The sequence below is a fragment of the Algoriphagus marinus genome, from assembly GCF_001936475.1.
Lineage (GTDB): Bacteria > Bacteroidota > Bacteroidia > Cytophagales > Cyclobacteriaceae > Algoriphagus > Algoriphagus marinus.
In genome coordinates this window covers 150973-165557 of sequence record NZ_MSPQ01000001.1, presented here as the reverse complement: position 1 = coordinate 165557, position 14585 = coordinate 150973, and the positions used below count along the sequence as shown (strand labels likewise).

Below are 14585 nucleotides of genomic sequence, written 5' to 3'. Positions count from 1 at the left end.
GATGGTGGATATCACGCATAAAATCACCACACTTCGTGTGGCAAAAGCGAAAGCAATCGTACATACAAGCAGCCTAGAAACGATTTTGGCGGTTACAGAAAATCGTGTTCCCAAAGGAAATGTTTTTGAGATGGCGAAAGTGGCGGGCCTTTTTGCTGTTAAAAACACCCATCTGACTATTCCGGATTGTCATCCGCTTCCGATTGAATACACTGCTGTAGAGTATCAAATAGAAGGTTTGGAAATCCATATTTTCATCACAGTCAAAACAATTTACAAGACAGGAGTTGAAGTTGAAGCTATGCATGGCGCATCGGTAATTGCCTTGACTATGTATGATATGCTCAAACCAATTGACAAAGGAATTACAATTCGTGAAATAGGGCTGGAAGAGAAAACGGGCGGAAAAAGCAGCTTTAAAAGGCAAGATCCAAGTACTATTCTGGCAGGAGTGATTGTTTGTTCGGACTCGATTTCCGCTGGAGAAAAAGAAGATGGAGCAGGAAAAGCAATCATTGAAAAATTAAAAAATCAAGGTGTAGAAGTGAAAAACTATGCGGTCGTTCCCGATGAAATCGCCAAAATCAGAGCCACTGCACTGGATCTTTGCGATCAGGTTCAGCTGTTGATTTTTACAGGAGGGACGGGCCTTTCTCCAAGAGATGTGACTCCGGAGGCTTTGGAGCCAATATTGGAGCGGCGCATTCCTGGAATTGAGGAAGCAATTCGAAGCTACGGACAGCAAATCATGCCTTATGCCATGCTTTCAAGATCGGTAGTCGGCACGATCGGGAATTGCCTGATTTTGGCTTTACCAGGCTCTACCAAAGGAGCATCGGAATCCATGGACGCTGTTTTCCCACATTTGCTTCATGTATTTAAAGTTTTAAAGGGAACCACCCACGCTGCAAATGACTGAGCAAAACAAAACTCTGATCGATCAATTTGGAAGGAAGCACGATTACCTGCGGATTTCTTTGATTGAAAAGTGCAATCTTCGTTGCACCTATTGCATGCCGGAGCATGGTATTCCACTTAGCCCTGCCAAATCCTTGATGACAGCTGAGGAGATTGGTAAGTTTGCAGAGATTTTTGTGGGTTTCGGGGTAAAGAAAATTCGATTGACTGGAGGAGAGCCGTTCCTGCGAAAGGACTTTGCCGACATCGCGAGGCTATTGGCTGCTTTTCCGGTTGAGATTTCCATTACTACAAACGGCATGCTGCTCGATCGAAATATTGTGCTTTTGCAAGATCTTGGGATTAAGCACCTGAATTTTAGCTTAGATACCTTGAAAGAAAGTAGATTTCTGGAAATGACTCGACGAACTGGTTTTCAGAAAACAATGGAAAACTTTCATTTAGCCATTGAGGAGCAATTTCAACTCAAAATCAATTGTGTTTTGATGAAAGGCGAAAATGACGATGAGATCATAGACTTCATCCGGCTGACGAAAGACTTGCCGATTTCCGTAAGATTTATTGAGTTTATGCCATTTGATGGCAACAAGTGGAATAAGTCCAAACTGGTGTCTGAAGCAGAGATCTTGACTCAAGTCGAAGGAGAATTTGGCAAAGCCAATCTGATTTCACTTCCTGATGAAAAAAACCTTACCGCACGGAAGTTCAAGATTGAGGGCTTTCAGGGGGAATTTGGGATTATAAGTTCAGTGACCAATCCTTTTTGCGGGACTTGTAATCGGATTCGACTTACTGCAAATGGTCGAATAAAAAATTGTCTTTTTTCAAATCGGGAAACCGATCTTTTGAAAGTGATGCGAGCGGATGGTGATGTGGAGGAGTTGATTTTGGATTCAATTTACCATAAGAAAGCTGTTCGTGCAGGAATGGATAATATGGAAAAGCTTTCTGATCCCGAACTACATAGTCAGAATCGAAGCATGATTGCGATTGGGGGATAAAACTATCCTTTCACTTTGACCAAAATCAAAAAAAGCACTCTGGAAAGAGTGCTTTTTTAAATTAGTTTCAGTTAGAATTAACCTACTCGCTCTGTTTCTGAGAAATAGAAAGCACCTTCAATGGCAGCGTTTTCGTCAGAGTCTGATCCGTGAACTGCGTTTGCTTCGATTGAGGTAGCAAAAATCTTTCTGATCGTTCCTTCAGCAGCATTTGCAGGGTTGGTAGCTCCGATCAAAGTTCTGAAGTCTTCCACTGCATTCTCTTTTTCTAAGATAGCAGCGATGATAGGTCCAGAAGACATATATGCACATAGATCCTTGTAGAATGGTCTTTCCTGATGTACCTCGTAGAATTTACCAGCAAGTGCAGGAGTCAATTGGGTAGCTTTCATGGCTACGATTTTAAATCCAGCCTCCTCGATCATTTTCAAAATGGCACCTGAGTTGCCCGCTTTGAAAGCGTCCGGCTTAATCATGGTAAATGTTCTGTTTGTTGCCATGGGTTTTTATATTTTAATTGGTTTAAATCGGCTGCAAAAGTATAGCTTTTCGCGCCAATCTCCGAAAAAACTTCTTGATTTATACTTTAGCGACTTAATTTTCAGGGAAATGCACTGCTTTGGAATTGCCAAAAAAATATTGACCTTTGCACCACACTAAAGCCAAAGTGCCGCTAAATATCTATGAAGGAAGCTTTAGCCTCATTTGCAAAAGAGATATCCTCCCCAAAAAAAATATTTATCACTACCCATGTCAAGCCAGATGCTGATGCATTAGGCTCCTCGCTTGGTCTTGCTAATTACCTGATCAAGAAAGGTCATGATGTGACAGTGGTGACTCCATCCGATTATCCGAGTTTTCTCAATTGGATGAAAGGGAATGAAGATGTTCTTGATTTCAGCAATCCGAATGATGTCAATCAAGCCAAGAAAAAGCTAGAAGAAGCAGAAGTGATCTTTTGCCTTGATTTTTCTGTGCTGCATCGGGTGAATGAACTTGGTGAGTTGATTAGAGATTCTGATGCTTATGTAGTAAATATTGATCACCATCAGGATCCGGAGGATTTTGCAGATTACAGGCTTTGGAGCACAAAAGCTGCAGCTACCTGTGAGCTCGTCTATGAGTTAATCGTGGATCTAGGAGACAAATCTCTGATAGACAAAGATATTGCGGAATGCCTCTACGCAGGCATCATGACTGATACGGGAGGATTTCGTCATCCAAACACAACCAAAAACGTTCACCTCGTTGTAGCTGAATTATTGGATTTAGGAGCAGATACCTCACAGATAGCCAACTGGATCTATGATTCTAATTCGGTTAATCGACTGAAATTTATCGGTTTTGCAATCTCGAGGAGATTGGTGATCCGGGAGGATTTGCATCTTGCCTATTTTACAATTAGTAAAAAAGATCTTAAAAAATATCAAAGCCGAACTGGTGACACCGAAGGATTGGTCAATTATGCCTTATCTTTGGAGGGCATTAAACTTGCCGCACTATTTTCAGAGCGCGAGGATGGTATCAAGATTTCCTTTAGATCAAGTACAGAAGTGGCAGTAAACAAATTTGCGGCAGCTTATTTTAACGGCGGAGGGCATAAAAATGCTGCCGGAGGAAAATCTTCTCTAGGCTTGAAAGAGACAGTTGAATTATTTGAGTCCTTGGTGGACAAACATCAATCCGAATTATTTGCCGAAGTGACTCTTACAGCCTAAAAAATCTCCCTAGTTTTACCTTGAAAATTCACATAAACTTTATGAAAAAATCAAAAAGCCTTTTGGCACTAGCTGTTCTCTTGATGGGAGCAACTACAATGTCTTCTTGTCAGAAAACAAAAGTGACTGAGAAAGACGGAATAGAATACACTTATATCAAAGAAGGTTCTACAAAAGCAACAAATGGAAACTTTTTGCTTTACAACCTTCAGATCACCAATGGTTCTGATTCAGTGATTTACTCAACTGCTGACCAACCTATGCCAGGGTATCTGCAGGCAAATGACTCTCTTCCAACCAATAATGGAATGGATGAGATTTTCTTGAATTTGAAGAAAGGTGATAGTATAGTTTTCCAATCTACAGCTAAAACTATTTTCGGTGCTAACGTGCCTCCTTTCTTAAAGGAAGACGAAACGGTAAAAGTGAATTTAGGAGCTTTTGAAGAAATGGACGAAGCTGGCATTCAGGCATATTTTGAAAAAGTAATGGCAGGAGAAGACTCTAAAAGAGCTGAAAGAGCAGTGGCTCAATTGGCAGCTGAGGCAAGTACTATCGAAGCCTATGCAAAGGAGAAAGGTCTGAATGTTCAAAAAACAGAAAATGGACTCTATTATGTAATTGAGCAGGAAGGATCAGGTGATGTAGTCACTCCAGGAACAACTATGTATGTAAATTATGCTGGATATCTGTTAGATGGAACACTCTTCGATACTTCTTATCCAGAAATTGCCAAAGCAAATAATGTCTTTAATGAAGGAAGAGAATATTCTCCACTTCCAGTAAACGTAGGAATGGGTCAAGTTATTCCAGGTTGGGATGAAGGATTGCTTCTTTTGAAAAAAGGGTCAAAAGCAAAATTTCTAATCCCTTCTCCTTTGGCGTATGGAGAATCTGGTGCAGGAGCAATGATTCCAGCCAACTCTCCTTTGATTTTTGACGTAGAGGTCACTGACGTTCAAAAATAAAAGTAAACCCTACTCTAAAAGATTACCATGAAAATTAAATTAGTCGGACTCCTTGTTATTGTTTTCGCTTCGATCGGATTTATTTCCTGTATCGATCAAGAAAATACAATTGAGGCGATATTTGAAAAAGATCTTAAGGCCATCGATGAATATGTTGCAACCAGTAATTTGGTCAATGTGAAGGAATTCAACGATCCTGTCCTTGGTATCAGGGTAATCTGGCAAGAGCTTTCAAATAGCGGAGTTACAGTTGCTAGAGGAGATACCATCAGTACCGATTATATCGGAAGACTTCTAGTAAATGATGTAATTTTTGATACCTCAATAGAAGCGGTAGCGGTACAAAATAACATTTTCAGTTCTCAGCGACGATATGTACCCTTGAGATTCCGAACTAGTTCTAATAGTTCTCCACAAGTTGTAATATCTGGATTCGAGTATGGATTACTTCAGTTGGAACTAGGAGATAAAGCAACGATTCTGATTCCTTCAGAGTATGCCTATGGTAATAATCCTCCGCAGGGTATTCCGCAAAACGCACCGCTAATCTTTGAAGTGGATTTAATTGAAGTAAAAGCAGGACCACAGCAATGATGAATAGACAATTAGGTATTTTAGTTGGATTAGTGCTATTGGTAGCAATAAGCAGTTGCGAGCCGACCAATCCTTTTGCTACAGGACCAGTCTATGATTCAGACGCTAATCTTGCTATAGATCGTGAAAAAATTGATGCATACCTCGATACAGCACGCATAGATAGTCTTTACCGAATCCATGATCCAAGCGGTGTAATCATCATCGTGCAGGAGGAAGGAAACGGTACTCGTCCAACTAGTGGAAATGTAGTTTACACTGATTACATAGGTTCATTGATGAGCGATGGTTCTGTCTTTGATACCAGCATCGAGCAAATAGCCGTTGAGAATGGAATCTTCGTAGAGGGCAGAAACTATGTCACTTTTAGTTTTGTAAAAAGTTCCGGAGGCGTTATTACTGGTTGGGATATCGGTTTTGGCAGGTTGCGTCCTGGCTCCAAAGCAAGGCTGGTTATTCCATCCCCATACGGTTATCGTAATTCAACAAATAATAGCAGAATCCCAGCGAATTCAATTTTGATATTCGATGTCGATTTCAAAGGAATAGATTAATGAAGAGGGCTAAGGCCCTCTTTTTTTATATCCAAGGCAAAATAGCTGGCACCTTAGATCGATAGTCTCTGTATTGATCTCCGAATAGATCAATAAGATTTTTTTCTTCAAAATAAATTCCAAAAGGCAAGTAGGCTAACAAGCAGGCCAAATGGACTGCTGCCGTCACGCTTCCAGAAAAGAAGAGATAACCTAAAAACACCAATATGAGGCCTGCATAAAGAGGGTGTCTTATTTTTGAATAAATACCCGAGATTACCAATTTTTCAGGCTTTTGTTCCGAAGTATTGAAACCTATAAAATTTGAGAGTGCTATCTTTTTTGCAGATTTTACTAGAATGATCGTTCCGAAAGCGGCAAATAAATATCCCAAGTACATTGTAAACGAACCTTTTGATATCCAGATCATTTTTGGGATCAAAGCCGATTGGAACATTATGCCTATAATTAAGACTAGCGAGAAAGCAGAATAAAAAAGACGGTACCATTTAAAGCCGGAACCAATTTTTACACGCAAAATTCTTTTTAACTTCGAACTTGCCAATAAGGAGTGAAGTGTGTAAAATATAGTCCAAGAAAGAGTGAGAAGTACATATTCCATCTAAATGATTGATTACCCAGTGTAAATAACCTATGAAAATCGGAATAATCCGCGAAGGAAAAAACCCTCCAGACAAACGAGTTCCATTTACCCCTAGCCAGCTTCAAGTAATCCAGAGGGATTATGCCGGTAAAATAAGTATTCAGGTGGAATCGAGTGATGTCCGTGTAATTACTGACCAAGAATATCTTGATGCGGGAATAGAAGTAGTCGATGACATTTCTTCATGTGACGTATTGTTTGGCGTGAAAGAGGTGAAAATCGATCAGTTGATTCCAGAGAAAACCTATTTTTTCTTTTCTCATACGATGAAAAAGCAGCCTTACAATAGAAAGCTATTAAAAGCTATCCTTGAAAAGAATATCCGATTGCTGGATTATGAAGTATTGAAAGATGAAGAAGGCAATCGTGTGGTTGCTTTTGGAAGATGGGCAGGAATCGTGGGCGCATATAATGCCTTCTGGACCTACGGACAGAAGACAGCACTCTTTGATCTGAAACGAGCCAAGGACTGTTTTGATCTCCAAGAGCTTCACGCCGAGCTTACCAAAGTACAATTGCCTCCTATAAAGATCGCGGTGACCGGTACTGGAAGGGTTGCAAAAGGAGTTTTGGAGATTTTACAAAAACTGAATATCAAGCAGATTTCTAAAGAAGAGTTCTTGTTCCATTATTATGAAGAACCGGTATTTGTAATGTTGAAATCTGAGGATTATTACAGAAGGAAATCAGATGGTGGCTATGATCGGGCTGAATTTCATAAATATCCGGAGCGATACGAAAGTCACTTTCAAAAATTCACTGAAGTAGCTGAGATTTTGATTTCTGCTGCCTATTGGGATCCAGCCGCACCAAGACTTTTTGAACTTGATGAAATCGCAAGTGATGATTTTCAAATTTCAGTCATTGCAGATATCTCCTGTGACATCAATGGATCTGTGCCTACAACCATCAAGTCTTCCACGATCACTGACCCCGTTTTTGATGTAGATCGAGATTCTCATGAGGCCTTGCCTGCTTTTGGAAGCCAGACTAGTATTTCTGTGATGGCGATCGATAATTTGCCATGTGAACTTCCCAGAGAAGCAAGCAGGGAGTTTGGAGAGCAATTGACTAAGTGGGTCATTCCTGCATTACTTGAGGAGAATGCGCCTATTCTTGAGCGTGCAACTATTGCAAGAGATGGGGATTTGACCTTGGAGTTTATGTACTTGACTGACTTTGTCCAATCAGATGATGAGTCCTAATCGACATTAATCTTTGCTTAAATAGATTAGCAAAAAAGGAATGATAAAAAAGGTGAGCAAGATGTAAGCAAAGCCTATAAATCTGCTTTCTACAGACTTTTTGCCCATCCAAGAAGCTAGTCTAACCGGAATCCTTCTAATCACAGGAAAGGGTAAAAAGATCATTGCTCCAAAAACATTGAAAAGAAAATGTACCAATGCTAAAGCGATTGCTGCTTCAGTTTTGTAGATAGCCGCAATGGCCGCAGTGATCGTAGTTCCGATATTCGCACCGATGATAAAAGGAAATGATTTTGGAAGCGAAACTTTTTTATTGGCAACCAGTGGCACAACCAAAGATGTGGTCACAGTGCTTGATTGTACGGCAGCAGTAAAAAAAGTACCATAGATAAATGCCAAATATGGATTTTTGAAAATGAAATTGTTGATCTCCTTGAAGGAATCCACCACAAATGCTCGATAGACGGAGGTAGAAAGTAATTTGATCGCCCCGAATACCATGAATATGGCAAGCAGCATGGTGAGAAATGGAATATTGATCGTCTCAGTAATCCATTCGGTCAAGGGTCTTGTAAATACCTTATTGTATACTATCGGACCCATATAGTTTTCATCGGGAGCAAAAATATGAGCTATAGATAAGGCCATTTTGGACAGAAATCCAAAAGATATCTCCAGTGGTAATAAAATGAGAACTGTGAAAATGTTGAATATATCGTGTAAAATTCCCGCCGAAAGCGCCCTCTTGAACTGTTTTCGGTTCATGATGTAGGAAAGTGATACCAAAGTAGAGGTCAGTGTAGTACCTATATTGGCACCCATGACCATAGGGACTGCTTGTTCCAGTGTTAGGTTTCCGGCTGCCACTACTGCTACTATACTTGCTGTCACTGTAGAGCTGCTTTGGATCAGTGCAGTCATCAGCAGACCGATAAATAGACTGACGAAGGGATTCCTAGTTGCAGATAAAATGTTTTCAGCTACATCATTATTCAGCTGACTCATGGCTACTGTGAGTAGGTCGATTGCAAAAATGAAAAGGAGCAAAGCCAAAAGCATAATGAGATAGCTTTTGATCTTACTTTGCTTTTTCTTTTGCAATTCGATGGTTTCCATGCGTTGGAATAAATATATTTTTGTTTTCGGTTAAGGGTAATTTTCAGAGTTTATTTACTCTTTTGATAAAAACTAGAAGGAAAACCCAAATTTTCACTAAAACATTGAGCAAAAGTTGAAATTTTTTTGCGGAAAACAAGATTACACAAACCATTTAGTCTGAAATTGCGGTTCCTTAACAATTTGTTAATATGGCAGGCCAGATTATCTTCTTTAATTTTGACCACCGAACAATAGCCACCCAATGGCCAAAAAAACAATAGACCAAAACATTAATCAAGATAAGCTCTCCAAAAGTGCTTATTCACTTTTTGATTTCACTAAGAAGGAAAAGCCATTCCTGATAGTGATTTGTATTCTGGTATCCATCGCTGGCCTCATTACATCCTATACCTATGCTGCCATGTGGTTTGGGTTTGCTTTAGCAGCCTATTCTGCCATTGCTAATGACAGTATTCAAACGATTGGTACTTTCATCGCATCTAATCAAAACAGGAAATGGTACTGGCTTTGGTTATTTATGGGTTTGATCTTCGTTGGGACAGTGACTTACAGCTGGTTTGCCTTTAATGGAGATGTGAGTTATCAGCGTCTTAGCGTTCCCGGATTGGAGAAAGCACCGGAGAGTTTTGTATTTCTTCAGCTTGCAGCTCCGATTGTGTTATTGATTATGACCAGGCTTAGAATGCCTGTATCGACGACTTTCCTGCTTTTGAATGTATTCACCTATAAAGCTGGGACAATCTTAGAGGTAATGAAGAAAAGCTTTTTGGGGTACCTCCTAGCTTTTTTTGTAGCCATTATCGTCTGGTATGCGATCGAGCGCTTGGTGAAAGATTACCTCAAAGGTGAGGCTAAGCCTTATTGGACAGTCCTCCAATGGATCACTTCTGGTACACTCTGGGCAGTTTGGATCATGCAGGATGCCGCTAACATTGCAGTATTTCTCCCTAGGCAATTGTCCGTGGTGGAATTCATTGTCTATGCAGGTTTTGTATTTGTTGGGATTGGTTTCCTCTTTTATGTGAAAGGAGATAAAATCCAGGGGATTGTCAATGAGAAATCCAATGTAACGGACGTACGAGCAGCTACTATTGTGGACTTTGTCTACGCTATTATTTTGTTTTATTTCAAGATCTACAGCAATGTACCAATGAGTACTACCTGGGTCTTTATTGGATTGCTTGGAGGTAGAGAGTTGGCGATTGCATTAGGGAAAGTTGGGAAAGAGAAAAAGCGAAAAGAATTGGTGACTCGAGCGTATCGACTAGCTAAGAATGATGTGGTAAAAGCATTTATAGGTCTTTTGGTGTCTTTGATCCTAGCAGTAGTGATCAATGAAGGCGTGAGAAATGAGATTATCGAAATGCTAAATTTTTAATCATTGGAGCTTTTCAGCCATGAATATTTCATGAATGAGGCCTTAAAGCAGGCTCAGTATGCTTTTGATGAGGGCGAAATCCCCGTAGGTGCAGTGATTGTATCCAAAAATCGAATTATCGCCAAAGGCTATAATCAGACAGAGCGATTGAATGATGTAACTGCGCATGCAGAAATGATTGCTATTACTTCGGCTGCAAATTTCCTGGGAGCTAAATATCTGATTGATTGCAAGCTTTATGTCACTTTGGAACCCTGTATGATGTGTGGAGGAGCATTGTTTTGGTCCCAAATTGGAGAAATCCACTATGCTACATCCGATCCGAAAAGAGGATGCATGAAAGCTGAGCCTTCAATCTTACATCCAAAGACTAAAATATTTGCCGGAACCCTTGCTCAAGAAGCGGAGTTGCTGTTGAATAATTTTTTTAAAAAGCTTAGAGAATAAAAGGAATTTCTTTCTTACAGAACCTTTTTAATGCGAAGGGGGTTTTGAAACAGATTATTTGAATCATTTTAACTCATTGTATAACCTTTAAATTTTAAGAAAATGGCTTTTGAATTACCAGCTCTTCCTTATGCAACAAATGCATTAGAACCAAATATTGATACTAGAACAATGGAGATCCACCATGGCAAGCATCATAATGGTTATGTGACCAATTTGAATAATGCTATTGCGGGAACTGATCTCGAAGGAAAATCCCTTATCGAACTTTTAAAAGTTGCAGGTTCAAATACCGCAGTAAGAAATAACGGTGGTGGACATTACAATCACAGCCTATTCTGGACTATTCTATCTCCAAATGGAGGAGGAGCTCCCACTGGAGAGTTAGCAGCAGCTATTGATGCAAAATTCGGATCATTTGATGCTTTCAAAGAGACTTTTAACAAAGCTGCTGCAACCAGATTTGGTTCTGGATGGGCTTGGCTTTGTGTAGATACTAAAAAAGAACTTTGTGTATGTTCTTCTCCAAATCAAGATAATCCTCTTATGGACATTGCTGAGTGCCCTGGTACTCCAATCATGGGATTAGACGTATGGGAGCATGCATACTACCTTCATTACCAAAATAGACGCCCAGATTACATTGCTTCATTCTGGAATATTGTTAATTGGGATGAGGTGAGTAAAAACTACGCAGCAGCGAAGTAATACTTAATCATTACTGATAAGATCCCCATTCCGAAAGGTCTGGGGATTTTTTGTTTTAAAACCGAACGCAAAAAGTGTACGCTATCGGGACAGTTTTTTTTCAAAGAATTAATAAAACCTCGTTTTTGGTGATTTTGAGCAGATTTTATTCCTTGGCATTTTCTTTTCATTGGTTGGACTGAAAACAAAACCAACCAGCATTAAAATGAAAACTACCAACATTATTTTTTTCACCTTCTTAATCTACATGCTAGGGATAAGCACTCTAGCTGCAAAAGAAGTAAGTAAAATCTCCGGAAAAGTATTAGATCAAAAAGGGGTAGCCGTTCCCTTTGCTAATATTGCCTTGATCAATGTAAGTGCAGGGGGATTAGTAGATGGAACCGTCTCCAACGAAGCGGGGGAGTTTCTAATCGAAACTATAAAAACCGGAAACGTCAAACTTGTAATTTCTTCGATTGGCTTTAAGTCATTTGAGTCTGATTCATTTGAATTGGTCTCTGGCTTGATCAAAGAAATGGGAACTATCTCTATCGAGGATGAAATGACAGGTCTGAGCGAGGTGACTGTTCAATCCACAAGGCCTGAAATCATCATAGAACCTGATAAAACTATCGTGAATGTGGAGGGTACCGTAATGGCAGAAGGATCAAATGTCCTCGATGTGATCGGTAGATCTCCTGGAATCTATGTAGATCAGGATGGAATTATCAATCTTAATGGGCGTTCTGGAGTAGTGGTGATGATCAATGATCGTCAAACCTACATGAGCGCCACAGATCTTGCCAATTTCCTTAGAGCGATGCCAGCTGATAATATCAAAAGCCTGGAAGTGATCAACAATCCCTCAGCCCGATTTGATGCGGAGGGTTCTGCAGGAGTGATTAATATTATTTTGAAAAAGAATTCGGTGGATGGAGTTTTTGGGAACATCCAAGCTGGAGGACAGTACAATGGCCTATGGGCTCCGATCGGAGGAATAGCACTCAACGTAAAACAGGGAAAGTGGACTACAAATGCCAATCTGAACTATAATGAATACGCGATCTACAACGATTTGGAAATCGAGCGAAATTTTACTCTTCCTGAAGGCATATCCAATTTCAGCCAGGAATCAAGAATCAAGCAAAGAGACAAGAACCTGTTTTTCAGCGGAGCGGCGAATTATGAAATCAATGAAAATCACAACTTGGGTTTGAATGTGCAAGTATCAAATTCCAATGATCTTAACACGAATAGATCATCCACGGAAATCACGAGTCCAGCAATGACTGAAAACAGCTATTTGGATTCAGATAATAATGCCAATGGTCATAGCGACCGGATTTTTGGAAATATCCATTATGAAGGAAAGCTGGATACTTTGGGTACAAAGATTACTTCCGATGTTGATTTTACGCGAATGAATTCCGATAGCGAGTCACTTTTGACCAATTTAACTTGGATGGGTCAAGACCAGAATGGGGGAATCCAAGATCGAATTTTGACACTGAATGATATGTACTACAATATATTCACTGCCAAAGTGGACTTTGTAAAACCTTTGAAAAATGGAAGCACTTTTGAAACAGGATTGAAAGGATCTTGGGTGAAATCAGATAATAATCTAGACCTCAGCAGGTCAAATGAAGATGGGCCTTTTGAGCCGGATCCAAGCAGCAATCAATTTATCTACCATGAAAATGTTCTTGCTGCCTATGCTTCGTATAAAGGAAAGTTTTCGGAGAAAGTTTCATTTCAGGCAGGCCTAAGAGGCGAATACTCTGATATAGAAGGAAATTCTGTGACACTAAATCAGCTGAATACGCAAAATTATTTCAATCTCTTTCCAAGTGCATTTATTCAGCATCAAGTCAGTGAAAACTACCAGATTGTATACACTGCAAATCGGCGGATCACCAGGCCAAATTACAGATTGCTAAATCCATTTGTCTATTACATAGACCCTTTGACTTCTGAGCGTGGTAACCCAAATCTGAAGCCGCAGTATTCAAACAACTTTGAAATGAATCATGTGGTAAAAGGAATGTATCAATTCACAGTCGGCTATTCGGAGACTCAGGATGCATTTATGCAAGTCTTCATTCAAGATCAGGAAGACCGTACCACGACCACATTTACGGATAATTTTGACAAAACAAGGAATGCAAATTTCCGGGCGATCGTACCTGTACAGATTAAAGAATGGTGGGGAACCTCAAATATGGTTCAGGTAAATTACAACCGATTCAAGTCTCAGATTGGAGATGATTACCTGGATAATGCTCAGACTTCTTTTATGGTGAGATCCCAGCATAATTTCACTTTGCCTAAAGGGTTCAAAGTAGAATTAATGGGAATGTATCTTGGACCGCAAATCTGGGGACAAGGTTCAATCGAAGGCTTCGGCTGGGTGGATGCGGGAGTGACCAAAACCATCATGAAAGATAAGTTAACCATTGCAGTGAATGGAACTGATCTTTTCCGAACCCAAGTAATCAAAGCTAAGGTTGACTTTGCTGATATCGATACTTCATTCAGACAATACCGAAGTAATCAGGGAATTCGATTTACACTACGATACCGCTTCGCAAAAGGTGATAGCTTCCGGGTAAATAGCAACTCTGGAAGTACAGAAGAGCGAAATCGATTAAACTAAACCAGAATATCAGGAAAAAAGAAAGGCGAAGTGAACACTTCGCCTTTCTTATTCTAGTTGCATTTTTATGAATTGAAGTGGTAAAGAAAAATCAGCACACCAGAGAAGGCTGGTTTCTTTTCACCCTTAATTTCGAGTTTGACTTCAACTTCTGCTTTTACGGTTCCTCGGAGATTTACTATAGACTTGAGTTTGGCAACCAATCGAACCTCACTATCTACCAATACCGGATTTGCGAACCGAAGAGATTCGATGCCGTAGTTGATCATCATTTTCAGATTTCGGACATCCACAATTTGCTCCCAGAGGAAAGGCACGATACTTAATGTCAAATATCCATGCGCAATAGTATTTCCAAAAGCACCTTCTGCTTTAGCGCGCTCCGGGTCAGTGTGAATCCACTGGTGATCGTGAGTGGCTTCTGCAAAGAGATTGATTTGTGATTGGGTAATTTGGAAATAATCTGAGGCTCCTAGTTCCTGGCCATTGAATTTTTCGAAATCGGAAAAGCTTCCTATGATAACTGGCGGCATCTAATATTTTATTTGGTAAAAAACCAAATTAGGCAAGATTATTTCGAATTTACAAGTCAAAAAATTAGTAATAGGATTCAAATTTCTTACACCAAATTACAATTTAAGAAAGGCAAAAATAATTTTAACCCACCCTCTTAGTTTTTCAAATCTTTCGTTTA

At 39.9% G+C, this 14585-nt stretch carries 15 protein-coding genes; 11 read left to right on the top strand and 4 right to left on the bottom strand.

Annotated elements, in window-relative coordinates; translation table 11 throughout:
• The first annotated feature begins 1 nt into the window (after window position 1).
• Entirely contained in the window at window positions 2–919 is a 918-nt protein-coding gene (gene moaCB / locus BVC88_RS00655) for a bifunctional molybdenum cofactor biosynthesis protein MoaC/MoaB (RefSeq protein WP_075348715.1), read from the top strand.
• Complete coding sequence (gene moaA / locus BVC88_RS00650; protein ID WP_075348714.1) at window positions 912–1919, top strand: GTP 3',8-cyclase MoaA; 1008 nt, start codon at window positions 912–914, stop codon at window positions 1917–1919. The genes moaCB and moaA overlap by 8 nt, the downstream gene beginning before the upstream one ends.
• A 77-nt stretch (window positions 1920–1996) precedes the next feature.
• Here moaA and BVC88_RS00645 read toward each other — a convergent pair whose 3' ends face one another.
• Window positions 1997–2419 (bottom strand): nucleoside-diphosphate kinase, encoded by a 423-nt coding sequence (locus BVC88_RS00645; protein WP_075348713.1) that lies wholly within the window; start codon window positions 2417–2419, stop codon window positions 1997–1999.
• A 183-nt stretch (window positions 2420–2602) separates the two neighbouring features.
• Here BVC88_RS00645 and BVC88_RS00640 point away from each other — a divergent pair, with 183 nt between their 5' ends.
• The 4 genes from BVC88_RS00640 to BVC88_RS00625 are packed head-to-tail and all read left to right on the top strand — an operon-like array spanning window position 2603 to window position 5753.
• Entirely contained in the window at window positions 2603–3637 is a 1035-nt protein-coding gene (locus tag BVC88_RS00640; RefSeq protein WP_075348712.1) for a DHH family phosphoesterase, read from the top strand.
• Between the two features lie 41 nt (window positions 3638–3678).
• Window positions 3679–4605 (top strand): FKBP-type peptidyl-prolyl cis-trans isomerase, encoded by a 927-nt coding sequence (locus BVC88_RS00635; RefSeq protein ID WP_075348711.1) that lies wholly within the window; start codon window positions 3679–3681, stop codon window positions 4603–4605.
• Window positions 4606–4632: 27 nt separating this feature from the next.
• Complete coding sequence (locus BVC88_RS00630; protein WP_075348710.1) at window positions 4633–5199, top strand: FKBP-type peptidyl-prolyl cis-trans isomerase; 567 nt, start codon at window positions 4633–4635, stop codon at window positions 5197–5199.
• Entirely contained in the window at window positions 5196–5753 is a 558-nt protein-coding gene (locus tag BVC88_RS00625; protein ID WP_317044955.1) for an FKBP-type peptidyl-prolyl cis-trans isomerase, read from the top strand. The genes BVC88_RS00630 and BVC88_RS00625 overlap by 4 nt, the downstream gene beginning before the upstream one ends.
• A 25-nt stretch (window positions 5754–5778) precedes the next feature.
• On the opposite strand, the gene BVC88_RS00620 is transcribed toward BVC88_RS00625, so the two are convergent.
• A complete protein-coding gene (locus BVC88_RS00620) occupies window positions 5779–6354 on the bottom strand; it encodes a methyltransferase family protein (RefSeq protein ID WP_075348709.1) in 576 nt (191 codons plus the stop codon).
• A gap of 32 nt (window positions 6355–6386) precedes the next feature.
• On the opposite strand from BVC88_RS00620, the gene BVC88_RS00615 reads away from it, so the two are divergent.
• On the top strand, window positions 6387–7601 hold the full coding sequence (locus BVC88_RS00615) for an NAD(P)-dependent oxidoreductase (RefSeq protein WP_075348708.1): 1215 nt from the start codon (window positions 6387–6389) through the stop codon (window positions 7599–7601).
• A 6-nt stretch (window positions 7602–7607) separates the two neighbouring features.
• On the opposite strand, the gene BVC88_RS00610 is transcribed toward BVC88_RS00615, so the two are convergent.
• On the bottom strand, window positions 7608–8717 hold the full coding sequence (locus tag BVC88_RS00610) for a Na/Pi symporter (RefSeq protein WP_075348707.1): 1110 nt from the start codon (window positions 8715–8717) through the stop codon (window positions 7608–7610).
• 244 nt (window positions 8718–8961) lie between these two features.
• On the opposite strand from BVC88_RS00610, the gene BVC88_RS00605 reads away from it, so the two are divergent.
• From BVC88_RS00605 to BVC88_RS00585, 4 genes are all read left to right on the top strand, one after another.
• The gene (locus BVC88_RS00605) at window positions 8962–10098 is read left to right on the top strand and encodes a hypothetical protein (RefSeq protein WP_075348706.1); all 1137 of its coding nucleotides are present in this window, start codon (window positions 8962–8964) and stop codon (window positions 10096–10098) included.
• Between the two features lie 30 nt (window positions 10099–10128).
• Complete coding sequence (locus BVC88_RS00600) at window positions 10129–10545, top strand: nucleoside deaminase (protein WP_245803566.1); 417 nt, start codon at window positions 10129–10131, stop codon at window positions 10543–10545.
• A 102-nt stretch (window positions 10546–10647) separates the two neighbouring features.
• Entirely contained in the window at window positions 10648–11253 is a 606-nt protein-coding gene (locus tag BVC88_RS00595) for a superoxide dismutase (protein ID WP_075348704.1), read from the top strand.
• Window positions 11254–11458: 205 nt separating this feature from the next.
• Entirely contained in the window at window positions 11459–13891 is a 2433-nt protein-coding gene (locus BVC88_RS00585) for a TonB-dependent receptor domain-containing protein (RefSeq protein WP_075349407.1), read from the top strand.
• Window positions 13892–13956: 65 nt separating this feature from the next.
• On the opposite strand, the gene BVC88_RS00580 is transcribed toward BVC88_RS00585, so the two are convergent.
• Complete coding sequence (locus BVC88_RS00580) at window positions 13957–14424, bottom strand: MaoC family dehydratase (RefSeq protein WP_075348702.1); 468 nt, start codon at window positions 14422–14424, stop codon at window positions 13957–13959.
• Window positions 14425–14585: the final 161 nt, after the last annotated feature.